General features: G+C 36.0%; 19 protein-coding genes and 6 pseudogenes. 21 read left to right on the top strand and 4 right to left on the bottom strand.

From position 1 onward, the window contains the following. Positions 1-932 precede the first annotated feature (932 nt). The 18 genes and pseudogenes from AFK68_RS33815 to AFK68_RS33730 form a co-directional block, all read left to right on the top strand. On the top strand, positions 933-1,739 hold the full coding sequence (locus AFK68_RS33815; RefSeq protein ID WP_094678759.1) for a pentapeptide repeat-containing protein: 807 nt from the start codon (positions 933-935) through the stop codon (positions 1,737-1,739). Positions 1,740-1,822: 83 nt separating this feature from the next. Beyond that, a complete protein-coding gene (locus AFK68_RS33810; RefSeq protein ID WP_094678757.1) occupies positions 1,823-2,179 on the top strand; it encodes a DUF4189 domain-containing protein in 357 nt (118 codons plus the stop codon). A gap of 1,079 nt (positions 2,180-3,258) precedes the next feature. Next, positions 3,259-3,498, top strand: coding sequence for a helix-turn-helix domain containing protein (locus tag AFK68_RS33805; protein WP_143438594.1), 240 nt, complete (start codon positions 3,259-3,261; stop codon positions 3,496-3,498). Between the two features lie 22 nt (positions 3,499-3,520). Next, the coding region (locus AFK68_RS33800; RefSeq protein WP_210407764.1) for a hypothetical protein at positions 3,521-3,751 on the top strand (231 nt) is incomplete at its 5' end. A gap of 91 nt (positions 3,752-3,842) precedes the next feature. Continuing rightward, positions 3,843-4,721: pseudogene (locus tag AFK68_RS47555) on the top strand (hypothetical protein); the annotation flags it as partial. Between the two features lie 170 nt (positions 4,722-4,891). Further along, positions 4,892-5,215, top strand: coding sequence for a hypothetical protein (locus AFK68_RS47550; RefSeq protein ID WP_371357687.1), 324 nt, complete (start codon positions 4,892-4,894; stop codon positions 5,213-5,215). 857 nt (positions 5,216-6,072) lie between these two features. Then, complete coding sequence (locus AFK68_RS33785; RefSeq protein WP_143438593.1) at positions 6,073-7,320, top strand: MFS transporter; 1,248 nt, start codon at positions 6,073-6,075, stop codon at positions 7,318-7,320. Positions 7,321-7,602: 282 nt separating this feature from the next. Further along, positions 7,603-8,283 (top strand): annotated as a pseudogene (locus AFK68_RS47545) (sugar phosphate isomerase/epimerase family protein); the annotation flags it as partial. Between the two features lies 1 nt (position 8,284). Beyond that, the coding region (locus AFK68_RS47540; protein ID WP_168186773.1) for a sugar phosphate isomerase/epimerase at positions 8,285-8,651 on the top strand (367 nt) is incomplete at its 5' end. A 318-nt stretch (positions 8,652-8,969) separates the two neighbouring features. Continuing rightward, a complete protein-coding gene (locus AFK68_RS33770) occupies positions 8,970-9,737 on the top strand; it encodes an SDR family NAD(P)-dependent oxidoreductase (protein ID WP_094678741.1) in 768 nt (255 codons plus the stop codon). A gap of 545 nt (positions 9,738-10,282) precedes the next feature. Continuing rightward, entirely contained in the window at positions 10,283-11,476 is a 1,194-nt protein-coding gene (locus tag AFK68_RS33765) for an MFS transporter (RefSeq protein WP_168186771.1), read from the top strand. 622 nt (positions 11,477-12,098) lie between these two features. After that, positions 12,099-12,371 (top strand): annotated as a pseudogene (locus AFK68_RS47535) (alcohol dehydrogenase catalytic domain-containing protein); the annotation flags it as partial. 20 nt (positions 12,372-12,391) lie between these two features. Next, a complete protein-coding gene (locus tag AFK68_RS47530) occupies positions 12,392-13,285 on the top strand; it encodes a zinc-binding alcohol dehydrogenase family protein (RefSeq protein ID WP_168186770.1) in 894 nt (297 codons plus the stop codon). Between the two features lie 780 nt (positions 13,286-14,065). Next, a complete protein-coding gene (locus AFK68_RS33750) occupies positions 14,066-15,715 on the top strand; it encodes an iron uptake porin (RefSeq protein WP_094678735.1) in 1,650 nt (549 codons plus the stop codon). 746 nt (positions 15,716-16,461) lie between these two features. Continuing rightward, positions 16,462-16,832: pseudogene (locus tag AFK68_RS47525) on the top strand (pentapeptide repeat-containing protein); the annotation flags it as partial. 1 nt (position 16,833) lies between these two features. Further along, positions 16,834-17,636: pentapeptide repeat-containing protein (locus AFK68_RS47520; RefSeq protein ID WP_371357685.1), on the top strand; the 803-nt coding region annotated here is incomplete at its 5' end. Between the two features lie 440 nt (positions 17,637-18,076). Then, positions 18,077-18,229, top strand: coding sequence for a DUF29 family protein (locus AFK68_RS33735; protein ID WP_094678729.1), 153 nt, complete (start codon positions 18,077-18,079; stop codon positions 18,227-18,229). Between the two features lie 498 nt (positions 18,230-18,727). Beyond that, a pseudogene (locus AFK68_RS33730) lies at positions 18,728-19,027 on the top strand (DUF29 domain-containing protein); the annotation flags it as partial. Between the two features lie 528 nt (positions 19,028-19,555). Here the strand turns inward: AFK68_RS33730 and AFK68_RS43770 are convergent. Continuing rightward, on the bottom strand, positions 19,556-19,678 hold the full coding sequence (locus AFK68_RS43770) for a hypothetical protein (protein WP_094678727.1): 123 nt from the start codon (positions 19,676-19,678) through the stop codon (positions 19,556-19,558). Between the two features lie 23 nt (positions 19,679-19,701). Here AFK68_RS43770 and AFK68_RS33720 point away from each other — a divergent pair. The 3 genes and pseudogenes from AFK68_RS33720 to AFK68_RS33705 form a co-directional block, all read left to right on the top strand. Next, positions 19,702-20,052: pseudogene (locus AFK68_RS33720) on the top strand (DNA-3-methyladenine glycosylase); the annotation flags it as partial. Between the two features lie 71 nt (positions 20,053-20,123). Next, complete coding sequence (locus AFK68_RS33715) at positions 20,124-20,564, top strand: DNA-3-methyladenine glycosylase (protein ID WP_371357686.1); 441 nt, start codon at positions 20,124-20,126, stop codon at positions 20,562-20,564. A gap of 1,599 nt (positions 20,565-22,163) precedes the next feature. Continuing rightward, positions 22,164-23,000: a nuclease-related domain-containing protein gene (locus AFK68_RS33705; RefSeq protein ID WP_094678719.1), complete on the top strand. Its 837-nt coding sequence runs from the start codon at positions 22,164-22,166 to the stop codon at positions 22,998-23,000. A gap of 389 nt (positions 23,001-23,389) precedes the next feature. Here AFK68_RS33705 and AFK68_RS47515 read toward each other — a convergent pair whose 3' ends face one another. The 3 genes from AFK68_RS47515 to AFK68_RS33695 all read right to left on the bottom strand — a co-directional run bounded on the left by AFK68_RS47515 (position 23,390) and on the right by AFK68_RS33695 (position 25,845). Further along, the gene (locus AFK68_RS47515) at positions 23,390-23,614 is read right to left on the bottom strand and encodes a hypothetical protein (protein ID WP_371357684.1); all 225 of its coding nucleotides are present in this window, start codon (positions 23,612-23,614) and stop codon (positions 23,390-23,392) included. A gap of 48 nt (positions 23,615-23,662) precedes the next feature. After that, the gene (locus tag AFK68_RS47510) at positions 23,663-24,013 is read right to left on the bottom strand and encodes a hypothetical protein (RefSeq protein ID WP_371357683.1); all 351 of its coding nucleotides are present in this window, start codon (positions 24,011-24,013) and stop codon (positions 23,663-23,665) included. Positions 24,014-24,558: 545 nt separating this feature from the next. Continuing rightward, a complete protein-coding gene (locus AFK68_RS33695) occupies positions 24,559-25,845 on the bottom strand; it encodes a Glu/Leu/Phe/Val dehydrogenase (protein ID WP_094678717.1) in 1,287 nt (428 codons plus the stop codon). Positions 25,846-25,865: the final 20 nt, after the last annotated feature.

Genomic DNA, 25,865 nt, shown 5'->3' with positions numbered 1-25,865 from the left:
GTCCAGTAGGGTGCGTTAGACAGCTATAACCTAGGCTATAAAAGGTATTTAACAATATGTCGTAACGCACCATTGAATATGTGTCGGTCTAGTAGTGGACTGACACAGCTAATGAGTGTGAATTAGATTATTATTGGCGCGGGGGCGGGTTCATCTGATAATTTGTAATACCATTAACTTAACGTGGAACCTGCCCCTACTATTGCAATATTTTAGGTGTGTTATTGACTCGAAAACTGCTGTAATTATATTGTGTCTGGATAACCGCGCGATCGCTACAATTTCAGTTCCTTACTAGTACCAATTTGAAATAAGCAGGTACACAATTCTAGTTATAGGCAACAATAAATAGGCAAAAGACAACAAGCAACAGGCAACAGATATTCATCGCAAATTATTTATCAAATTGTTATAATAAGAATATAAGAAAAAGGGTGCATTTTAACTTCTCCCACTCCTGTCTCTCCTATTCCTTTAATCATAACTATTCAAACGGACATGATATTATTTTATGATTTAGGAGTCAGAAGGAGTTAAAACTCAGAAGTCGGAATTCAGAATACTTCTGTGTAATTAATTTTGTGTATCTGCTTAACTTTTCTCTTTTATAAACTATTCCAAATTTTGGGTTTTCTCTACAATTACAGAAAGTTGAAGATGGATTGACTAAAGAGTTAAATGACTATCCATTTTGTGACAATGAATCAGCCCTGGAGATACAGGAGGGGCTAACTTTATATACCATTTTTATTTTCAACTTTTCCGCCTGCGGCGGATCAGGATATTGTTTGTTTTAAATAACCTAAGTAGGTAGGTGTGAAAATTTAAAAGTACGTCCGAAGCGACTGGAACGGATTGGAATCTCAAGGTTTTCGACTGCATGAATATTTCTTTCCTACCTACTTATAATCAGAAATTGGAGGAAGGTAATAATGAACTATAAAGAAAAATATTGGGAGATTCTAACAACTATTTCTGGGGTGATTAAAAAATTACCTCTACCATTATTTATTAGCTTTGTTGCTTGGCTTTTCGGTCTTTATATAAACTATCAAAGTGAACTAAGACAAGATCGTAAATCCACAGATACTAACGAACAAAAAATTGCTGAAAATTATTTCTCTGCCCTGAAAGAAATTCGCTATAACCAAGATTACAAGGAAACAAAAAGTAAAGAGTACCAGTTAATTCACAATATGACATTAGTTGTTCTTAGGGAAATCAGTGGTAGCCCGAGAAAAGCTGGTATTGTACTTTTTCTAAATAAATTAGAGATACCAAAAAATTTTAACGGTGATAAAAGTTTGAAGAATGAATCATCTGATATTTTTTATCATGGAGCTAATTTAAAACTTACAAATTTTAAAGGTTTCAGTTTTAAAGAAGCACAATTAACAAAGGGAGATTTAAGAGGATCTACCTTTAAAAATGCTGGCTTAAAAAACTCTAATTTCAACTACGCGGATTTATCTTGTCATACATACCAGAAAGATGCTGATTGGGGTTGGTTGCCTTGGATGGGATGGCATATTATTCCTTTTAGTAGAGAAGGAGAACTGCTTGCTTGCTTGGGATGGAATCTTCAGAAAAAAGAAACACAATGTGCTGACTTAAGTGGGGCTAATTTAACTGAGGCTGAACTGTGGGGATCAACATTGAAGGGGATAAAAATTGATGAAATTAATGAACCAACGAAGAAAAAACTAATCGACCGAAGAGCAAAATTTAACGATTCCTAATTTGTATAGTCTATTGCGGAACTTTGGGTTAAAATATAGGTGTAAGCTTATACAAATAGTATTTTAACAATGTAGGATTTTTTATGAACAAGCAACTTAAGCTCACAGCAGCAATTTTGATATTACTCCAAGGCATATTTATAGATTCTGCTCTCGCCCAAGGTAAGCATGGAGCGATCGCTATCTCTTCTGATAGGACAACTTACGGATTGGCAAGTAACCGTTCAACTCGCGCTGAGGCAAAGAAAGAAGCAATAAGCAAATGCGGTGCAGGTTGTGAAGTTGTGATAACATTGGATAATGAGTGTGGAGCAGTTGTCAAAGATAATTACACATGGTATTCGGGACGAGGTGATACAGAAGGCGAGGCAAAAGAAAGAGCGTTTAAAGCCTGTGGCAAGACTTCCTGTAAGTTAGTAAAGTCAGTTTGTAGCAAGTAAACTAACTAGCAGGAACATCGGTGCGTTACGCGGGAACAATATTAACTCGACTACGCCATCATTAAATTCACCCCCTTTTCATGTTGCGCAGCAAAACGCACCCTACTAGATCGACACAGCTAATGAATGTGCATGAGATTATTGGGGCGGGGGCGGGTTCACCCGATCGCGTGTAACGCCATTAACTTAACGCCGAACCCGCCCCTACTATTGCAATATTTTAGGCGTGTGACGCCACTACCTTAATTACTGCGAGTCCATATTTAACAATGCGTCGTCACCACCATTGCATAAGTGCCATTCCAGTAGGTAGTCAAAATAGAACCTTAATAATATTCTATCTTAATAAGTTTATAGTATGTGCATAGGGTATTGAGCTATACAGAATTATCAAAAATTTGTTTCTAGACTGATTAAGTTTTATTCATCTTGCTAAGGGCTAACTTTACTTAAGACTTTGGTTTGATTTATAGTGGTCGCTTATCAACAGGACTTACGGATGAGATACGAAAAACTAGGATCTGAGATTGCTATCCGTTCCGGACTGCTCCGCAAACCCTGTCGGTTGCAATGACGAAAATACATTGTAGTGCGTAAGTCCTAATCAAGTAATACCGCTCCTCATAGTTTGACTGGCGATCGCATCCTATTCTCAATAAACCCCAAATTTATTGGGTTTATTGAGAATTTTAAAAAATATTGAGAATACATCTCAATTAGTAAATTAGGCTCTAAACTAAGTTTAAGTAGAAAATTACAAAAAAATAATGATTGATTTAAGCCCAAATAGCTTGGAAAAACTTGCCATGGGTAAATCCAGCTTTCTTTATTAAAAATTTATACTTAAGAGACTGTTTGTAAACTCATAAAAACCTCTCTCCTTGTAGGAGAAACCCCCATTCCCTTCTTCTCCCCTTTCCCAGGGTGGTTAGGGGGGATAGGAAGGTTAGGTTTCCACGGATTCATCGCAAACAGCCTCTAAATTGAAAAAAGCTACCGTTGTACTGCTCGCAGTTAAGGGTGGGAAAAGGTCATTTCAATCGATCCACCAATGTTGGGAACAAAAGGAAATTGAGACAATGCCTAAAACAATATTCAATTTAGCAAGAATACAAGTATCTGACTATCACCCAGTGCAACTACTCTTTGAACTACAGGAAAAGTTAGAAGGGTTTCACAGAAATGATTTTGCCGAGTTGATGGGAGTGCAACCCCAAACTGTTCGCCAATGGTGCAGCAAAGATGGTAATCCCAATCTTCAAGCTAGACAATTAGCTGGTGAAATTAAGGCCAGACTACAACGCGATCGCATATTGTAGGAAATTGTAGATTTAATTTACNACAATATTCAATTTAGCAAGAATACAAGTATCTGACTATCACCCAGTGCAACTACTCTTTGAACTACAGGAAAAGTTAGAAGGGTTTCACAGAAATGATTTTGCCGAGTTGATGGGAGTGCAACCCCAAACTGTTCGCCAATGGTGCAGCAAAGATGGTAATCCCAATCTTCAAGCTAGACAATTAGCTGGTGAAATTAAGGCCAGACTACAACGCGATCGCATATTGTAGGAAATTGTAGATTTAATTTACTGACATTTTATATCAATTAGTTCACTATATAAATTAAAGCAATTCATACTTTATCTACAAAGGGGAACTAATGATAGATTACAACATGACACAAGAATGGACTCCAGGAAAAATGGTTGAACTCAACACCGAGCTACTCAAACCCAGTCCATTTTATTTCGGATACGATATCAAGGAACATCTTGTCAACGAATTCTCAAAACATGACTTCGACAAAATATTCTTCTTCACAGAGGAAAATCTGTTGGAACTTTATGGAAAGGAAATCTTCCACGAACTGAATGCAAAATATCATTGTATTCTGGAAATAGTACCTCCTGGTGAGAAGTGTAAATACTTCCCAGTCTTAGAAGAAATATGTGAAACATTAATTGCTGAAGGAGTATCTAAAAAATCCCTATTAGTTGCCTTTGGTGGAGGAACAGTAGGAAATATTGTTGGTTTAGTTGCTGGATTAATTTACCGTGGAATTCGGTTTATTGAAATCTCCACAAGTATGACTGGTCAAACTGATAGTACCCTCAGTAATAAACAAGCTGTTAATGGTTCAACTGGCAAAAATCACTTTGGTCTTTATCATAGTCCTCTATTTATTTGGGCAGATACAAAATACTTAAAAACAGAGCCTGCTTTTTATAAGAGATGTGGAATTATTGAAGGGATTAAAAATGGTTTTATTGCTGAACCTAGCTTTTTGGATTATTTAGAAAATACTCTTAATCCTGAGCTTAATTTTTCTGACGAGCAGTTAACTGACCTAGCTTATAAAATTATTCTCTCCAAACTAGAAATACTTAAGCAAGACCCCACTGAAAAAAATTTGGGAATTATTCTAGAGTATGGTCATACCTTTGGTCATGGTTTGGAATGGTTACTAAAAGGAAAACTATCTCATGGAGAAGCAGTTTCTTATGGTATGAAAATAGCAGCGGAACTAGCGAAAGAAATGNGTTAACTGACCTAGCTTATAAAATTATTCTCTCCAAACTAGAAATACTTAAGCAAGACCCCACTGAAAAAAATTTGGGAATTATTCTAGAGTATGGTCATACCTTTGGTCATGGTTTGGAATGGTTACTAAAAGGAAAACTATCTCATGGAGAAGCAGTTTCTTATGGTATGAAAATAGCAGCGGAACTAGCGAAAGAAATGGGATTAATTTCCCAAAAAGATGTAGATTTACACTACTACTTTATTGAAGAAAAACTAGGATTTAATAATCCTTGGCCTGAGAATGTTACTACTAATTTATTAATGCAGGCGATGATTGCAGATAATAAGAAAACTGGGGAAGATATCCGGTTTGTTATCTTAGAAAAAATTGGTCAATGTTATAACCCAGAGGGAGATTATTTGGCAACAGTAGATCTTGAATTGGTCGAAAAAGTTCTAGATAATTTTATCGAAAAGGCAACTGGAAAAGTTGCGGTTACTACTGCATAATTGAAGCAACTTAACTCTACTTCTCCTCAGTTAAAATAGCTCAAAGGGATTAACGAATTCAGAATTTAGAATTCAGAATTCAGAAGTTGTTTTTGTAATGGGGATTAGAGCAACGCTCCAAAAACATTTTGCCTTAATAGTTGAGGTTTTATAGCCAATTATTGTGGTAAAAATTAGGATTATTTATTAAGTGTAATGATGGGAAACAAAAACATTTTAGGTAAAGAAAAGGGAAAGGAAGAAAAATCGCGATTTTATGGGCATTTAATCGTCGAAATACTACCTTTTCCCCTGTTTCCCTACAACCTCTTTCCTGTCTGACAAAGGTTTTCAGTAGAATAAGGGACGAATCCCTGAAGGAGGAGTAGAGTTGATTGTTAGTGTAGCATAAAACTTTAGTGCAATAAGCGTAGGTTAGGTTTCGTTCCTCAAACCAACAATAGGATAATTAATTCTAGTAGTAGACTGACACACCTTAAATGGTGCAATAGATGTAGGTTGGGTTGTTTGCGTTAGCATTGCGCAGCATGGGACGTTTGCGGAGCATTTCCAACGGAAAAACCCAACAAAAATCTTTCTCCCCTACTCCCCTACTCCCCTACTCCCNGAGCATTTCCAACGGAAAAACCCAACAAAAATCTTTCTCCCCTACTCCCCTACTCCCCTACTCCCTAATGCACAGTTTTAGCTGTGTCACTTTAGTAGGGTGTGTTAGCGGTAGCGTAACGCACCAAGACTAAAATGGTGCGTTACGACAGATTGTGAAAAACCTGTCAAACCTTAGATTGTAAGTCTAATGCACCCTACACTAATCTATTGTTGGGTTTCATTCCTCTACCCAACCTACATTTTTCGGCGTGTCAGTTTACTACATTAATGCTTTAGTAATTTACCAGGAAAGTCAAGCAATGGAAAACAGTAAATTTCTCAGTCACAGTACAAAAATTTACTTAGATAGAAACCTACAAATCATTATTGGTATAACATTGATGGCAGTCTTGGGTTCAAGTAGTATCGGACCTGTATTGCCAACAATGGCATCAGCACTGGAAGTTCCACCGGAAAAAGTGGGATTAGTAATTACAGCATTTGTTGTACCTATCGCCATCGGAACTCCTATATCTGGAGTTTTAGCAGATCGCTTCGGTAGAAAACAAATTTTAATTCCTTCTTTATTACTATTTGCTATTGCTGGTGTTGCTTGTAGTTTTGCTCCAAATTTTCGGACATTATTAGAATTACGATTTCTGCAAGGTGTGGGAGCAGCTAGTTTAGAAGCTTTAGCACTAACATTAATCAGCGATTTGTATTCAGGTAAGAGTCTGACATCGGCAATGGCATTCAACGCCAGTATGATTGGTATGAGTTTGGCAGTGTATCCTTTAATTAGTGGGGGTTTAGCAACATGGGGATGGCGCTATCCTTTTTTATTGCCATTGTTAGCAGTTCCTATTGTACTTGCTGTGATTTTTTTCCTAGAATTACCCTCATTTGAAAAACCACCAAAATTCCGTTTGAAAGTATATTTAAGAAATATTTGGCATAGTGTTAATAATAGTCAAGTATTAGGATTGTTGTTTGCAGTAGTTGCTTTATTTATCTTGCTGTTCGGTCCTTATTTTACTTATATTCCGATGTTAGCTGGAGATGTTTTTGGAGCTTCTCATGTAGCAATTGGAATTATTTTAGCAACTATGGCTTTATCTTTAGCATTTGTTTCTTCTCAGGTGGCATTATTTCCCCAATCTCTATCAGAATTTACCCTAATTAAAGTTTCATTTGTACTTTATACTTTGGCAGTAATAGTTACTCCATTGCTACAAAATATGTGGTTATTAATAATTCCTAGTATTTTGTTTGGAGCTGCTCATGGAATGTGTTTTCCTGCTACTCAGGCATTGTTAGGAAAATTTGCTCCTCAAGATTATCGTGCTGGTTTTATGGCTGTTAATGCTACGGTTTTATCTATCGGACAAGCATTAGGTCCGTTATTAGCTGGAGTTGCTTTTGGAGTTTGGGGAATGGCTGGAGTTTTTTACGCTGCTGCTGGTTTTTCTGTTTTGAGTTTGGGGTTAATTAGTAGACTTTTTGTGACTAGTGATTAGTTTAGGAAGGAAGAAGGAAGAAGGAAGAAGGAAGAAGAAGGAAGAAGGAAGAAGGAAGAAGGAAGAAGGAAGAAGGAGGAAGTAATAAGTAAGAAGTAAGAAGGAGGAAGAAGGAAAGTTTTAATTATTGTCGATAAAAGGAAAAATCCGATGGAAATATTTTTTAAATCTGCTTAATGCACAAACTTAAACTAATTTTATACACCGTGTAACACAGGCTTCCAGCCTGTAACAAGCAGGATGCTTGTGTTACCAATTTTGTAATATATTTACTAGGAAAAAATGAGTATAAGTATACAGAGAAAAATAGGCGTTACTACCTGGATATTTGGTCAGAATAAATTAGAAAAAACTGCCAAAATTATTTCAGAAATGGGTTTCGATGGAGTGGAATTATATGTAGATATTAATCAAACTCTACCTCAAAATGTGAAAGATATTTTGGCAGATAATGGTTTAGAAATATTTTCCATGACTCCTAGTAATGTAGATTTAGGAAGTAGCGATCGCCAAACCAGAACAGTAGCCCTAGATTACTATAAAAAGTTAATTGATTATGGAGCAGAATTAGGCAATCCTATAATTACTTGCCATGAATATATTCAGAGTCAGATGGGAACTACTTATGCAGGTTCCAGAGATAATTTAATTGCATCTTGCCAAGAATTAGCAGTTTATGCAGAAAAAGCCAAAATTAAATTAGGTTTTGAACCCCTGAATCGTTATTTATGTCGTTTCATTCTGAATAGTAATGATGTTTTATCTTTACTAGCAGAAATTAACTCGCCAAATATGACTGTTATTCTAGATACCTATCATGGCAATTTAGAAGAAGCAAATTTAGTTAAAGCAATTCAAGAATGTGGGGATAAACTAAGTGTTTATCAAATCGCTGATTCTAACAGAAAAGGCATTGGTTTTGGTCATACTAATTTTGCCGAACATTTCGACGCACTTGATGAGNTGATGTTTTATCTTTACTAGCAGAAATTAACTCGCCAAATATGACTGTTATTCTAGATACCTATCATGGCAATTTAGAAGAAGCAAATTTAGTTAAAGCAATTCAAGAATGTGGGGATAAACTAAGTGTTTATCAAATCGCTGATTCTAACAGAAAAGGCATTGGTTTTGGTCATACTAATTTTGCCGAACATTTCGACGCACTTGATGAGATTAAATTTTCCGGTCCGATAATTCTAGAATGCGCTCAACCAAGACAAACACCAGGTTCAAAAGAAGAGATAGATTTGGATGAACTAACATTTCATTTATCAGTAAGTAAAAATTGGATTGTGAATCAAACAAAAGTCTTAGTTGCTAATAGTTGATTTATAGTTTGTAGTTTTGCTCTAGCCCTAAGATAATCAAGTAGTAGACTGTTACATCTTAAATTTTGCAATAGATGTAGGTTGGGTTGAACTGCTCACACGGATTATGCCACGGATATACGGATTAAATTGATAATGGATAATTGATAATTGATAATTGATAATTACCTCTGGTTAAAACCGTTACGGAATTGAATATAAGGAAATATTATTTCTTTTTTTCCCTTTTTAGTTATTATTGTTGGGTTTCCTACGTCAACCCAACTTACGTTTATTGCTGAGTTTAAATACTGGGAATTAAAATTAGGAGAAAATCAAATGAATCCCATCTATCAAGACTTAAAAGACAAACATATTTTAATTACTGGTGGCAGTAATGGAATTGGCGAAGCTCTAACTAAAACATTTGCCGAACAAGCAGCAGAAGTAACCATTTTAGATAAAGATTATGATAGAGGTTTACAAATAGCTGAAGAATGCCAACAATATAATTGTAAAGTCAATGTCTATGAAATAGATTTAACTGATAGTGAAGCTTTAACTGAAACTTTAGCCAAAGTTAAAAAAGACAAACCAGTAGTAAATGTTTTAATTAACAATGCTGGTTACGATCCCAGATGTAACCTGTTAGAAATGTCAGCACAAGAATGGAACGATCTATTTCAATTAAATGTTGTACATTATTTTATTACCTGTCGGGAATTATTACCAGAAATGATTAATGCTGGTGGCGGTAGTATTATTATGACAAGTTCTCACCTAGTTTGGATTGCCAAACCAGATATGGTTGCTTACAATGCCACAAAAGCAGCAATAGTAGGTATGGTTAGAACTTTAGCAGAAGCAGTTGGGAAACATCATATTCGGGTAAATTCCGTAGCACCAGGTTGGATAATGACAGAAAGGCAACTGCGACAGTGGGTGACACCAGAAGCAAAACATAAGACTCTACATGAATTACAATCAATTCCCATAGAATTAACACCCCAAGAGTTAGTCGGAACATATTTATTTCTCGCTTCCGATACATCCAGAGCAATAACTCGTCAAACAATAGTTGTAGATGCAGGATATGCACAGAGTTAACGCCCAAGAGTTTGTGTAGGTTGGGTTGAGGAACGAAACCCAACAGTAAAATTATTGAGCTGCTGTAGGTTAGGTTGAGTCTAATAGTGGGCTGACACAGCTAAAATAGTGCAATAAGCGTAGGTTTGATTTAAGAATTAAACCGAGCACCACTAAGGTTTTGTTGGGTTTCACTACCGCTCAACCCAACCTACATTAAACTACAAACAAAGGAAGGTGTAAGTGCGTTGCAATGCACCCTACTGGACTGACACATCTAAAATGGTGCCTTAGAAAATGGGGTGATGGGGCGATGGGGCGATAGGGTGATTATGAAAAAAGCGCTCTGCACACTTTTAGCTGTGTCAGTCTACTACAAGTTTTACTTATAGGACTTATGCAAAGAAACCCGGTTTCTAAGCTAAATCATTGTTTTGAACAAAAAACATCTACGAGAAACCGGGTTTCTGGGTTCTGCTGCGTAAGTCCAGACTTATAGGTTTTTGTTGGGTTGCGCTGTCGCTTAACCCAACCTACAGATATACAACTATTCTCAAAAATTAACTATGGATATTAACAAAACTTTATTAATTATGGCAGTTGTCGGTGGAGCCACAGTTGCCAACTTATATTACAATCAACCCCTACTAGCATTAATTGCCGAAAGCTTCCATGCTCCCACTCAGCAAGTTGGGTTAATTCCCATGATGACACAAATTGGTTATGCTTTGGGGTTACTACTATTTGTACCCTTGGGAGATATCCTAGAACGACGACGCTTAATTGTGACAATGCTAATAGCAACTGCTTTAGCATTATTAACAGCAGCTATGTCTCCTAATATTGCTTGCTTAATTATTGCGAGCTTACTCATTGGTATGACTACAATAGTTCCGCAACTTGTTGTACCTTTTGCTGTTTTTTTAGTAGAACCAGAAAAACGTGGCAAAGCTGTCGGAACTGTGATGAGTGGTTTATTCATTGGGATTGTTTTAGCTAGAATAACCAGTGGATTCGTCGGAGCAAATTTTGGTTGGCGAGCAATATATTTCTTTGCTAGTGGGTTGATGATATTCATAGGATTAGTATCAACATTTGTACTGCCAAAAGCAAAACCCTCTGTCACTCTCTCATACCCCAAATTGATTCTTTCTTTGGGGGAAGTAATTAGAGAACAATTATTATTGCGACAAGTAGCTTTAATTGGAGCAATGTCTTTTGCTGGTTATAGTATTTTCTGGAGTACAATGGCATTTTTCCTGAAAGCCCAACCTCTAAATTACAGTAGTCAAGTAGCAGGAATGTTTGGTTTAGTTGGTATTGTGGGAGCTATAGCAGCAGTAGTTGCTGGTCGAATGGCAGACCGAAAAAATCCTAGATTGATTTCTATGTTAGGTGTGGTAATTTCTAGTTCATCATTTTTAGTATTTTCTTTAGCAAGATATGAATTATGGGGTCTAATTTTGGGAGTGATATTGTTAGACTTGGGGGTGCAGACAACTCAAATCTCTAACCAAGCACAAATTTATAGTTTACCTGCCAAAATACATAGTCGTCTGAATACAGTTTATATGGTTTCCTACTTTGTGGGAGGAGCTATGGGGTCTTACTGTGGTAACTATGCTTGGAGTAGTTGGCAATGGAATGGAGTTTGTACCGTTGCTTTATTTGTTCTAGTTTCAGCTTTGAGTATTTTATACTTCACAATTTTCTGGAAAAAACCACAGCAACAACTTTTGAATGCTAGATTGACAAGATGAAATTTTTTATTATGTCGGCTTGAATACTGATAGAAAAAAAATGGCATGGCTTAGTGTCGTTTTAGTAGTAGACTGACACACCTTAGAAAGTAGTGGATTGTTTCATCTTAAATGGTGCATTACTTTTTGGTTGTGTCTAGACAAGGAAGACAAGGAAGACAAGGAAGACAAGGAAGACAAGGGAGAAAATCTATTGCACAGTTTTAGCTGAAACAGTCTAGTAGGGTGCGTTAGACGGCTACAATTATTTGCTGTCAAAGTGATTTAAAAATCCGTCGTAATATCATGTCCGGATAATCAGTGATAAAAAAGTATATGGTTTGTAGTAGGGCTTTAGCCCGAACTCTAGATGGGGCTAAAGCCCTACTACGAGCTTTAGTTATAGTAACTATTTAGGCGAACATGATATAACTTGAAAATTCTTACTTTTGACTTTTGAATTCAATCTAACGCACCATTTTAGATATATCAATCCTTATAATAGTAGCTCTCGTCGTTGTGCTAAAGCGCTCGAAATATCTCTATCAGCGCTAAAGCGCAACTACAAACTCAGAATTTTTTATAACTGTTGCAACCTACCCTACACCTAGAATTTTATACAAAATAAACAGGAATTTTAACTATGCGTGCGCTTCGCTTTGACAATTTCGGCTCTCCAACGACTCAACTCAAATTTGAAGAACTTCCCACTCCCGTTTTGCAACCTGACGAAGTGCTGGTTGAAGTTCATGCAGCATCTATTAATCCCAGTGATGTGAAAAATATTTTGGGAGTTATGGAAAATACTACCCTCCCACGGACACCTGGTCGAGATTTTGCTGGAGTTGTCGTCGCAGGTGCGCCAAATCTAATTGGTACTGAGGTTTGGGGAACAGGAGGCGATATTGGATTTATCNCGTTTTGCAACCTGACGAAGTGCTGGTTGAAGTTCATGCAGCATCTATTAATCCCAGTGATGTGAAAAATATTTTGGGAGTTATGGAAAATACTACCCTCCCACGGACACCTGGTCGAGATTTTGCTGGAGTTGTCGTCGCAGGTGCGCCAAATCTAATTGGTACTGAGGTTTGGGGAACAGGAGGCGATATTGGATTTATCCGCGATGGTTCCCATGCTTCTCATTTGGTATTACCTGTGACAGCAATACAACCCAAACCGAAAAATATCTCAATGATACAAGCAGCAACTATCGGAGTTAGATACATTACAGCTTGGTTATCTTTGATTGAAGCAGCAAATTTACAGTCTGGAGAAACTGTTTTGGTAGTAGGAGCAACAGGTGGGGTTGGCAAAGCTGCGATTCAAATAGCAAAATGGAAGGGAGCTAAAGTTTTAGGTACAGTGCGACAAGAATTAGATTACCCAAGAGTTGCAACATCTGGTGTTGATATTGTGATTAATTTGGCAACGGAAAATCTTAATTCTGCTGTTTTAGCTGCTACTGGAGGTGAAGGTGTGGATGTGGTATTGGATACAGTGGGCGGTTCTATGTTGGAAAATAGTATGTGGACTCTCGCTCATAGAGGTCGTTTGGTTGCTATTAGTGCCCCACCAAAAGAAACGAAAGTTTGTTTTAACCTCCGGGATTTTTATCACCGGGAGTTGCGCTTATTTGGAGTAGATAGTCGAGCTTTTGATGTGACTCAATGTGGGGAAATTTTGGCAGAACTCAATCCCTTGTTTGAAACAAATGCTATTCTGGCACCAGAAGCAATCGTTACTTACCCACTTACGGGAGGAATAATTGCCTACGAACAAGTACGCAATAGAACTAATATTTCTCAGCTAGTTTTAATTCCTAATATATAGTAAAATGTACATCGCTACTTTTTTTCATATTTCTGACGACTTACACAAAGGTACTATATATAGAGTGTCAAAACTAGAACGTTGGAGTTTATAACTCTATATACATAGTATGATGCCTAATTCCTATTTCTATAAGAGCAATTTCGCCTCCATCAACTATATTTATTTCTGACGACTTACACAAAGGTACTATATATAGAGTGTCAAAACTCAGACGTTCGAGTTTCTGACTCTATATATATGGTATCTGTGTAATTCCTATTTCTATAAGAGCAATTTCAGCTCCATCAACTATATTTATTTCTCTAATCAGAAATGGTCAGGTACTATATATAGAGTGTCAAAACTCAGACGTTCGAGTTTCTGACTCTATATATATGGTATGGTGTCTAATTCCTATTTCTATAAGAGCAATTTCGGCTCCATCAACTATATTTATTTCTCTAATCAGAAATGGTCAGGTACTATATATAGAGTGTCAAAACTAGAACGTTGGAGTTTCTGACTCTATATATATGGTATGGTGTCTAATTCCTATTTCTATAAGAGCAATTTCAGCTCCATCAACTATATTTATTTCTCTGATATGAAATTTTATATCAGGGATAGCCCTTAAAAGGGATAAAAAAAAGAAAACTCAGTGCTTCAAGCCTCGCTATTCCAAGAGGTACTGATAACTGTTAACGCAGTTCCTCCGATAGGAGGCTAACTGATAACTGAAATGACCCCTCATCTGATAAAATCTCACTTCAGAATAAACTATTTTTAGGGGGAAATAGCTTGCAATTATTCAAAAGTCATGGTAAGGAAAAAAATTTCATCCTCATCAGTTTGACCTTAATCAATCTATTATCTTTAAGCAGTGGAAAAACCCTGGCCACAGAAGATAAACAGGAGTTGATGGGGCAAATTCAAAACTATGCTGAAGAATTTAGCGAGACCAAACCAAATGACCCCATTACCCAGCAAATACCTGTTTATCAACTAGATGACGTTTTACCTACTGATTGGGCCTATTCAGCATTGCTTAGTTTGCGCGTTAGCGGAGCTTGCTGTAAGCATCGCTACGACTGTCTCTCTGGTTATCCTGACAATACTTACCGAGGCAACCGCGCCATAACTAGATATGAATTTGCCGCAGCTTTAAATGCTTGTTGGCAAACTCTGGAAAGTTTTCTGGCAGAAAGTCAAGCGGAATTAATTCAAGAAGATGACCTGATAGTTATCGAAAGACTGATACAAGATTTTCAGGTAGAAATAGCTAACCTCAAAGCACGGACGGAAGCATTAGAAAACCGAGTCGATGCTTTGGAAGCACAGCAGTTTTCCACAACTACCAAATTAAACGGTCAGACAATTTTTGCTGTGAATGCTGGTGGGTTTGATGGCGATCGCCTCATTGGTCCTAATGGTAGAGAATTAGCAGACGAAAACCCTCAAGCTACATTATTATATCGAGTAGCTTTAGATTTAGATACCAGTTTCCGAGGTACAGACTTATTAAAACTGCGGGTTGATACTGGTAGTAATGGTTTTCTTGATAATGCTAACGCAATACTCGAACCTAACTTTGGCAGTGTTCTGGATGTTAGTGGACGTCCTCCACGAGATGACGAAGTTGGTATTGGAAGAGTCTTCTACAGTTTTCAGGTAGTGGAAAATTTGTCTCTATCTATAGGACCTTTAATTGAAGCATTGGATTATATAGACAATAATAGCTACGCTGCTTTAAGTTTCCGCGACTTTTCTACATCAAACCTGGTTTATAACTATGTCATATTTCCAGTTGATGGTATTGGTGGTGGAGCAATATTACAATGGAACCCTGGAGGTAGCGCTTTCAACCTTCGTGCTTTGTACATTTCTCCAGACTCCGACAATCCTACTCAAAATGGTCAAGGTCCTTTGCCTGTTTCTGCGTTTACATCAATACTCTATTCTGACGGTAGGGGTTCGCGGGGGTTATTTGGTTTTCATCAAGGAATGGTGGAATTTGAATATAATCCTTCGTCTAGGTTTAGTCTACGTTTGATTTACAGTGGGGGCAGAGTTTTTGCTCGCCGTTTTGATGCAGTAGGAGTGAATTTTGAGTGGGGTTTTGCTTCTAAGTTTGCTGTTTTTGGTCGCTATGGTTATAGTAGTTATCAGGATACAGATTTTGGTGATATTAATCCTAATTATTGGATGGCTGGTCTTTCTGGGTTAGATGTTTTGCAAGAAGGCGATCGTGTGGGAGTAGCAGTTGGGCAACCTTTTATTGTGAATGAAATTGGCAATTCCACTCAGACAAATTTAGAAGTTTTTTATAATTATGCTATGAATGATAATATTTCAATTTCTCCTGTATTTCAAGCCGTTTTTGATTCTAGTAACCAAGAGAGCAATGGTACAATTTTTACAGGTACATTACGGACGGTGTTTTATTTTTAAAGAGGAATTGAAGTGCTATAGAAATCCTATTTTAGTTGTAATATTTTCGTGGTAGTTAGGAGTCAGGAGTCAGGAGTCAGGAGTCAGAATTTTCTCATAATTTTAGAGGTTTTCAGCTCAAATTAACTATTATAAAAATTGTCACAACCAATGCGCGGATTGCTATATAATTACAACTAAAAAAAATAGTGGTGCAAAAAGTGCATCTCAATTTATTGCTTACTTCTTCCTCCTTACTTCTTCCTTACTTCTACTTTAAAAAAAGAATGGTGCAAAAAGGTGCATCTCAATTTATTACTTCCTTCTTCCTTCTTCCTCCTGACTTCTTTCTTACTTCTACGGAAAAAAAAATCATGGATACTAATGAATTAATCCAAGGTGCATCTCAATTTCCTTCTTACTTCTTCCTCCTTACTTCTTCCTCACTTCTACTTTAAAAAAAGAATGGTGCAAAAAGGTGCATCTCAATTTATTACTTCCTTCTTCCTTCTTCCTTCTTCCTTCTTCCTTCTTTATTCTTTCTTACTTCTACGGAGAAAAAAATCATGGATACTAATGAATTAATCCAAGGTGCATCTCAATTTCCTTCTTACTTCTTCCTCCTTACTTCTGCCTCACTTCTACTTTAAAAAAAGAATGGTGCAAAAAGGTGCATCTCAATTTATTACTTCCTTCTTTATTCTTCCTTCTTCCTTCCTTCTTACTTCTTACTTCTTCCTTCTTCCTTACTTTTGGAGAAAAAAATTATGAATAGCAATGAATTAATTCAACGTTATCAAGCTGGAGAAAGAGATTTTTCCGGCGTTGAATTTGAATATATTGAATTAAGCAATATTTCTCTAGAAGAAATCAACTTAGGCAACTGCAACCTCAGCCGAGCAAAATTAAAAAATGTCAACTTAAATAATGCTAATTTAAGTAATGCTCAGTTAGTTAGTGCAGAAGTAGAAAATACTACTTTCATCAATGCTAATCTTAGTCACGTCAAATTAGAAGGAATAAGCTGGCAAAATATAGATTTCAGTAATGCAGATTTAACAGATACAAGTTATGACCATAGCACTATAGATAATTCCAATTTAACCAATACTAACTTAACTCAAATGAATGGATTTCANATGCTAATTTAAGTAATGCTCAGTTAGTTAGTGCAGAAGTAGAAAATACTACTTTCATCAATGCTAATCTTAGTCACGTCAAATTAGAAGGAATAAGCTGGCAAAATATAGATTTCAGTAATGCAGATTTAACAGATACAAGTTATGACCATAGCACTATAGATAATTCCAATTTAACCAATACTAACTTAACTCAAATGAATGGATTTCAATCAACTTTTAACAACTGTAATTTGACTGATGCAAATATTAGTCATGCTCGATTAAGCGAAGTTAATTTTGATGATTGTAATTTGAGTAATGTTAATCTCAGTCACACTACTTTTTATGATGTTTACATTGAGGGTTCAAATTTAAGTAATGCTGACTTCAGTAATTCTCATATTAAAGCAATGTCTGGTTGGAGCGAAGCAAACTATACTAATGTAAATTTTCAAAATACTCTTTATTTAGATCCAGAATATTTACCACCAGATATTGACCCCAATGTAGCAGGATTAATGTTTGTTGGTCCTGAAACAGATTTGAGTGGTAAAGATTTAATAAATGTAGATTTATCTGAATCTGAATTATATTCAGCTAACTTGAGCAATGCTAATTTAAGTGGTGCAAATTTAAGTGAAGCAGACTTGAGCGATACAAATTTTACTAATTCTCATTTAGAAAATACTGACTTAAGTGATGCAGATTTAACTAATGCAAATTTTACTAATGCTAACCTTAATAATGCTAACTTAGATGGCGCAATTTTTGATAATACAATTATGCCAGATGGCACTATTAGAAGTGATGAAGAAGAATGAATACTCTAGAAAAGAGGGAGTAGCTAGGGAGGTTGCATACAACCTCCCTAAAGAAAAAAATCCTTTTAGCTAATCCCTTTATTACAGAAGAGGTAATTATTAATTGTTAATTATTAATTATTGAAGTATTTTTGAGTCTTAAACACTACCTATCTATAACGTTATAGTTTTTTAACCCTATGTAACTCTATATATAGTGTTTCTGCGTAAGTCCTGTTTTATTATTAGAAATGTCTAAATATATTATAGCGCTACGCATCAAGGTTAGGACATTTCTAAATCCTGTTAGCGCAGCTTTTCCCTATACGAAAAACCCTTTATTAGTATACTATTCCCGATTCCCGATTCAAGTAGCGCTATAATAGTTAGTTATTTGCTCAAAATACCTTTAAAATCTAACTTTTGACTTTCATAAAACTGAATTACCTCGTGAGATAATTATGAATAAATTACGAGAAACAATATCCCCAAATCTTTACGATATAGATTTTTTATTATGGGTAGAAACAACTGCCAATTTATTGAGAGTAGGAAAGTTTACAGAAATAGATATTCCTAATTTAATCGAAGAAATAGAAAGTATTTTTCATTAATTGATAATTGATAATTGATAATTGATAATTACCTCTCCCTTTTACAGCGCTTTTCAGTTGAGTAAACCACAAAACTTTTGTAGGAGTCAGGAGTCGTAGGGGCGTTTGCGGAGCATTCCGGAACGGAAATNAAATGGCCATGTGCTAACGCAAAGCTCCGCTTTATATGTCGCTCCGCGTTTTTCATGTCGGCTCAAGCGCCGTTAGCGGAGCTTTGCGCCAGCAAAACGGAGTTGTGCGATAGCAAAACGCCCGTACAGAACTCAGGAGGCAAAGGCTAGTTTCAAAGCTCTACATCCTCAAGTTGCAACCGAATACAAGTCTTGGATTATGCCCCCAGTGCAAATCGACTGTGGTTTATCCATTTGAAAACTGCTGTAGGGAGAGGATTGACAAGCTAAGGAAAAAATTTATTTTTTTTTCCCTTGAAAGGGGAGGCTTTTAACCTCAATTATTTAATTAATAATTAATAATTATTAATTACCCGGTAAGAGTAAAAAACGAGAGCTAAAAAGTCGTTTAATTATTCTATTGATGCACTTGCTGAAGTGGAAATATCAGCCATAAAAAAGAACTGAAAGCTGGAAAAATACTATTATCGAACAGCGAATTTATCTAGAATTACTATTAGAATATATTCCTAGTCTTAAACCACTTTGACCATAAATATTTGGTAAATTCTATCAAAAAAGTAGGCTAAAAGCAGCTAACGAAATAGGAATTGAAGTTGATATTTTTCCAGAACAATCTCCCTTTACTTTTGCAGAAACTCTCGATTTTGAATATTTACCTAATTGAGAAATATTTAGATTAATCTAGTAGTTTATATTATCTCCCGATAATTAGTTATTATCAGTCCGCAGCGACTGGAACGGACTGGAAGGTTTGCGGAGCATTCCGGAACGGATAGCAATCTCAGGGATTGTGCAAGATTACTTCCTATCCTCGCAATGACAATAACTCAAGCGATCGAATAATTAATAATTAATAGTTAATAATTAATAATTAGGAGTTGATATTCAATTAATTATTCATTCAACAATTCACGCCTTGAAGCTTCACTTTGGATAGGGGATAAATCAAAAATTTTCCTTTTAGTCAATCCTATCCGTTTTAAGAAGGGGTAATTATTAATTATTAATTATATCGGCTGTCGCAGACATGAAAATTGTTAATTGCTGAAAGTATTCGTAGCAATCTTTTTGGCAAATAATATAATTTAACATAAAAAAAATTTCTTGGATAGACAAATGTTCTACCCAAGAAGTAAATTATTAAAAATTGAAAAAATCAAAGATTTGAGCGACAATGCTCAAGATTACCTACTTAGTGAGCAGAACCATTTCCATGATAATCATCACTATCATAGAATCCATTCTGTGTACCAAAGAACAGACAACCAATAGTAAATAAAACAGTTAATCCCACTAGAATTAATTTGATATCCATAATTGCAGATTCTCCTTTAAAGAATGAATTTTACTCAAACAAATGAGATTATAGACAATACTTGGCTAAAACGCCCGTCCCCTCAAGTTGCCCCAGAATTAATAGGTTGTACTTTAGTACGACGAATATCCGACGACCAAATTATCCGCACCACAATAGTAGAAACCGAAGCTTATGCACCAGGAGATCCTGCTTGTCACGGTTATCGTAGTCGTACCCCACGAAATGCAGTGATGTTTGGCCCTCCAGGAATGAGCTATGTTTTCCTCATTTACGGGATGTACCACTGTCTGAATATTGTGACAGATGTAGATGGGGTGCCTAGTGTTGTCTTAATTCGAGCTTTACAATTAGAGTCTGTACCAGATTGGTTANAACCGAAGCTTATGCACCAGGAGATCCTGCTTGTCACGGTTATCGTAGTCGTACCCCACGAAATGCAGTGATGTTTGGCCCTCCAGGAATGAGCTATGTTTTCCTCATTTACGGGATGTACCACTGTCTGAATATTGTGACAGATGTAGATGGGGTGCCTAGTGTTGTCTTAATTCGAGCTTTACAATTAGAGTCTGTACCAGATTGGTTATGGGAGCATATTCCAAAACAAAAATCAAAATCTAAAATTTCTCGTTTGGCTGCCGGACCTGGTAAACTTTGTCGTCTACTTAATATAGACCTGAGTTTGAATGGTTTGCCGTTACAAGTGGGGCAACCTATATGGTTGGAACATAGAGCGCTACAATTTCAGGAAGATTTGCAAATAGTACAAACAACTCGTATTGGCATTACAAAAGGAACTGATTTACCTTGGCGCTGGTATTTAGCTGACTGCGATGCTGTGTCGAAGTACGAGGAGTCAGGAGTCAGGAGTCAGGAGTCAGAATAATAGGACTTAAGCAAATACCATGTATGTAGCGTTTAAAACTATAACGTTATAGTTTTTTTACTCTATATATAGTACATTTGCCTAAGTCTTGATAATTTAGTTGCTTTAGTTATTTTGACTTGAATTTTGACATACTCCCGACGTTGCCCTTACGGGACAACGCGGGATTCTTCAGTCTGGGAAACCCTGACCGCTGTTTAGACAGAGGTGATGTCNGACGTTGCCCTTACGGGACAACGCGGGATTCTTCAGTCTGGGAAACCCTGACCGCTGTTTAGACAGAGGTGATGTCCTCCCCCTGTGTTAATAATGCTGAATATTATAATGGCTGTGTATATAATTGTCAATAGCTATAGCAACTAGGACTATAGGAAAACCGTACACCCTAGCCCGGCTTTCCCATGCGACGCTCCCCTACGGGAGAGCGCGGGACTTCCCGCCGGGGAAGTTAAATAGGAAAACTCAGGATTCAAGAATTAGTAGTATCTTTACTAACCCAGATAATACCATTTCTCAAAAACTTTTCTACATTTTGTTGAGTAGGGGAGTAGGGGAGTAGGTAGAGACGTTTAGCGTTCCGCACAACTCCGTTNATACCATTTCTCAAAAACTTTTCTACATTTTGTTGAGTAGGGGAGTAGGGGAGTAGGTAGAGACGTTTAGCGTTCCGCACAACTCCGTTTTGCTGGCGCAAAGCTTTCCTATCGGAATGCTTCGCAAACGCTTTATATGTCGCGTTTGCGTTAGCATTCCGTAGGAAAGCGAAACGGCTAAGAGCCGACATGAAAAACGCTGGGCGACATGAAACGCATTTTTGTTATACAACGTCCGTACAGAGAAGTAAACATAATAATAATCAATATTAAATTACTAGACAGTGCAAAGTTCCTAGAATAGCTATTGCTAGCAATGGCTATCAGCGGTTCCAAAGTTAGAAACTTGTATTCACTATTATATATGCTCTAAGTTTTTACCAATAATACTTTCAGTTAGACAAGTAAATCGTTTTTTAGAAGAACTTTGTACTCTCCAGTAAATTAGCTACAACTAGCAAAACAATGATTTTAGATGTACTAATTAGGGCTTGCTGATTAAATCTTAAAGATTGACAGATAAAGGTTTTATGCTTTTTAGATCGGAAAAAAGTACCTAGTTTTCAGCTCTTTATACTCAAAAAGTTAGGATTTTGGGGAAGAGTTAAGCAAAAAAATTACTCCCCTACACTCCTTTACTCCCCTGCCCCTTAAAAAAGACTTTTAAAAAATTACTCCCCTACACTCCTCTATTCCTTAAAAAAGACTTTTTCAGCAAAACCTAATTAATTAATAACCGAAGTATTGCCCAAGTATAGTATTAATGGAAGTGAATTGGTACAAGATAGAAAGCACAATGGAGAGAGAGATATGGAATACCTTTTTATCACCGAATTTATGAAGAAATTAAAATCAGTAAATCCTCTGAATTAACTATTGTTTTTAATACTCCTAAAACCTATTTATTTTTAGTAAAATTACTCTTGTGGATTCAAAATCAAATTAGTAAGATTGTATCAGCTTATTTTCAAATCATAGTCGTCGATAAAATCATTGAATAGAAAGTATGAGAATTCTCAAACAATCTCCATTGCTACAGCAGACTTTTCAAGCAAAAATTCAGGATAAAATCTCAGACAGAAAGGAGCAGGTCAAAGAATCTCTAGGAGGAGGTTTCTTTGGAGAAATTGGTGCTAGTTTTTTTCAATTTAAACAAATTCATAATCAAATCAAAGGTAATTTAGGTGAAAATTTTCTATCTTTTCTTCTAATGTCATTGCCCGATAGTTGGGTAATGTTTAAAAATGCGTTGATTCCGATTAAATCAAAAAAACTTACAGAAATTGACCTTTTAATTATTGGTAATAGGGGTATTTTTTTAGTAGAAGTCAAAACTTGGAAAGGTTCATTTACTGCTTATGAAGATAAATGGAAAAGACGAGAAGGAATGAGGTGGATACCCGTAGAAAATAGCCCGACTTCTCAAAGTTTATATCACAAAAAAATGTTTCAGCAGTGGGTTATGCCTCAAATTTATGGTTTCCCAGAAGATTTTGTATTTACTCCTGTGGTTTTTCCTGTAGCGAAATGGATTGGTATAACTAATTGTTCTGTTCCTGTATTGCAAGGTTTTCAAGAATTAACAGAAATGTTGAAACAATCTCCAGAATGTTTAACAAATGAACAGGTTTTAATAATTAGTAAATTAGTTGAGAATTGTGAAATTTTAGATTCTCCAGAAAAGTCTACAAAACCTTCTCCAAAACCAAAACTTATTTTAGAATCTCCAGAAAATTCTCCAAAACCTTCTTCAAAACCAAAACTTATTTTAGAATCTCCAGAAAATTCTACAAAACCTTCTTCAAAACCAAAACTTATTTTACGAAAGCGTACTCATCAATAATTATTAATCAAGTTTGATTAATTATATTAGATTAGGGAACAATGAATAAATAGGGTTAGCTGATTAAATATCAAAGCATGTTTAGCTATAAAACAGTCTCAGGTTTTTGGTATCTAGAGCTGCAAAAAATTAGTATTTTCCGCAGATAAAATTCTCTCTCCTGACACTTACCACACTCTACTTTTTCCAGCAAATCCTAATTAATTACCTACATTAAAATTCCTAAAATCTTCTGAATATCGGGAATCTAATATAGCAATTCCCATGCTGGTGAGATACAAAATTCGTTTGTTTTAGGGAACAGGGAATAGGGAATAGGGAATCGAAAAGAAATTATATCATATCCGCTGGTATCGTTTGTGTAAAAGTTGGGTAAATATTGACCTAATTTAAGGTTTTTCCTTTTTTTCTTCCTTCTCTCCTAGATAACTAAAGCCTTCTTTCTTCTTCCTTGTTCCTTCTTCCTTACCTTGCCTATACAATACCGATGCTACCGGACATGATATTAAAGATAGGTGTACCTCATAAGCTTGAGAAACGCTATATTCTCTCAAATCAATAGAAAAAATATCTCCATCAAGTTTAAGAAACTGCCAAATAGTACCAATAGTCACAGCACCATAAATAGTTGAAATTTCGTTTCCTTCTTGCTGATTAAATAACTATGCTGCCAGCATTTCTGCTACACATTGACCTAACCCATATTTCAAATTTTCATTCTTAGTTTCTACAATTGTTAAGACAGGAGCGTGGATAAAAAGTTGTTCCTTTGAACGACTAATCAAAAAATCACAAAACCCATTTAACCCTTGGCTGAAATCTACATTAAAATCAACCCCAGAAAACAGACTAATGTTGTAATTAACCTTTCGTCGAATTTCCAGCAATATTGGTGCAATAATCATCTCATAACGAGCTTTTTCTGTATTAATTGCCACAGCTATATCTCCATTTTCTTTGAGAATAATAGTTAAAATTTCACTACATTCAACTTCAGGAACATCCCCAAACATTTCAGAAGTTTCATTAATTTTTAAGGCAAAGTTTTTAATTAAATCCCCTAACTTAAAATCACTGTAAGCAATTATTTTTATTTACTGAAGCAAGAAGTAAGAAGCAAGAAGTAAGAAGCAGGAAGTAAGAAGCAAGAAGTAAGAAGCAGGAAGTAAGAATGATAAACCAGTAGAGAGGTTGCATATAACCTCCCTACTTTCTTGTCCATTATAGCGATCGCCATTACTGTCAGAATATTGTCTAAATATCAAATTTCGTCCATGCTACGAATTTAACTTCTGACCTTTATTTTTGACTTCTAATACCATTTCTCAAAAACTTTTCTACATTTTGTTGAGTAGGGGAGTAGGAGAGTAGGGTAGTGGGGGAGAAGCAAAAATAAGAATAATTAACATTAAACTAGCTAAAATTAGCAAAAAAATGATTATGATTGTGCTGATTAGTTAATAATTGAAGTATCACCCAAGTATAGCAATAATGCATGGGAATTGGTATAACTCCTCACTTTTAACTTTTGACTTTTGACTTTTGAATTTTGAATTGACTAACCTTTGGCATAAAAAGCTCTAGTTCCCTTAGCATTAATTGCCTCTCCCAATCTATTTAAACCATGCACATAAGCAGCAGTTCGCATAGAAATAGATAACTCTTGAGATATTTGCCAAATCTTTTCTGTTTCTACTACCATTTTTTCTTTTAATTTTTGATTAACCTCATCCAAAGTCCAATACAAACCACTACGATTTTGTACCCACTCAAAATAACTTACTGTCACACCACCAGCATTAATCAAAATATCAGGAAATACATGAATTCCACGCTCTTCTAAAACTCTATCTGCAGCAGAATTAATCGGACCATTTGCTGCTTCAAAGATAAATTTTGCCTTAATATCTTTGACATTTTCTTCAGTAATTTGATTCTCCAAAGCAGCAGGAACTAAAATATCAACATCCAAAGCTAAAAGTTCTTCATTAGTCAAAACTTTATGCTCAACAATATTACAAACAGTACCCTTACAATAAACAGCTTGAATACCCTTATTAGACTCCTTATATTGACGGATACTCGGAATATCTAAACCCTGTGAAGAATAAATACCTCCTTGAGAATCACTAACAGCAACTACCTTATAACCAGCTTGACAAAGTAACTCTGCTAAAACTGCTCCAACATTACCAAATCCTTGTACTGCTACTGTAGTTTTTTGTGGGATATATTTAAACTTCGGCATAATAGTTTGAATGGTAAAAAAAGCACCCATTGCCGTTGCCGTACTTCTCCCCAAACTACCACCAATAGTAACAGGTTTACCCGTAATAACTGCCGGACTTAATTGCCTTCTAATAATACTGTATTGATCCATCATCCAACCCATAATCATAGGGTTAGTGTACATATCAGGTGCGGGAATATCCACATCAGGACCAATAAAATCAGCGATTGCGTCAATATATCCCCGACTCAAACGTTCCAATTCCATCCGAGATAATTCTTTAGGATTAACAGTAATTCCCCCCTTCGCTCCACCAAAAGGCAAACTCACAACAGCACATTTAAAAGTCATCCAAAAAGCTAAAGATTTTACCTCATCAATAGACACATTAGGATGATAACGAATACCACCTTTAGTCGGTCCTCTTGTATCATCATAACGAACTCGATAACCTTGAAAAACTCGTAATGAACCATCATCCATCCGCACAGGAATTGAAACTATTAAAGTAGCTTTAGGATATTTGAGGCGCTCTTTTGTATCTTCTGAAAGAGAAACATATTTTAGAGCTTTTTCTAACCTACGACTAGCATCATCAAACAAAGAATCTGACATAAATACCTATTGTTATAACT

The sequence above is a fragment of the Hydrocoleum sp. CS-953 genome (assembly GCF_002260545.1).
Classification (GTDB): domain Bacteria; phylum Cyanobacteriota; class Cyanobacteriia; order Cyanobacteriales; family Microcoleaceae; genus Trichodesmium.
Note: the sequence above shows the minus strand (reverse complement) of the source record. Positions and strands in the feature narration are given on the sequence as shown.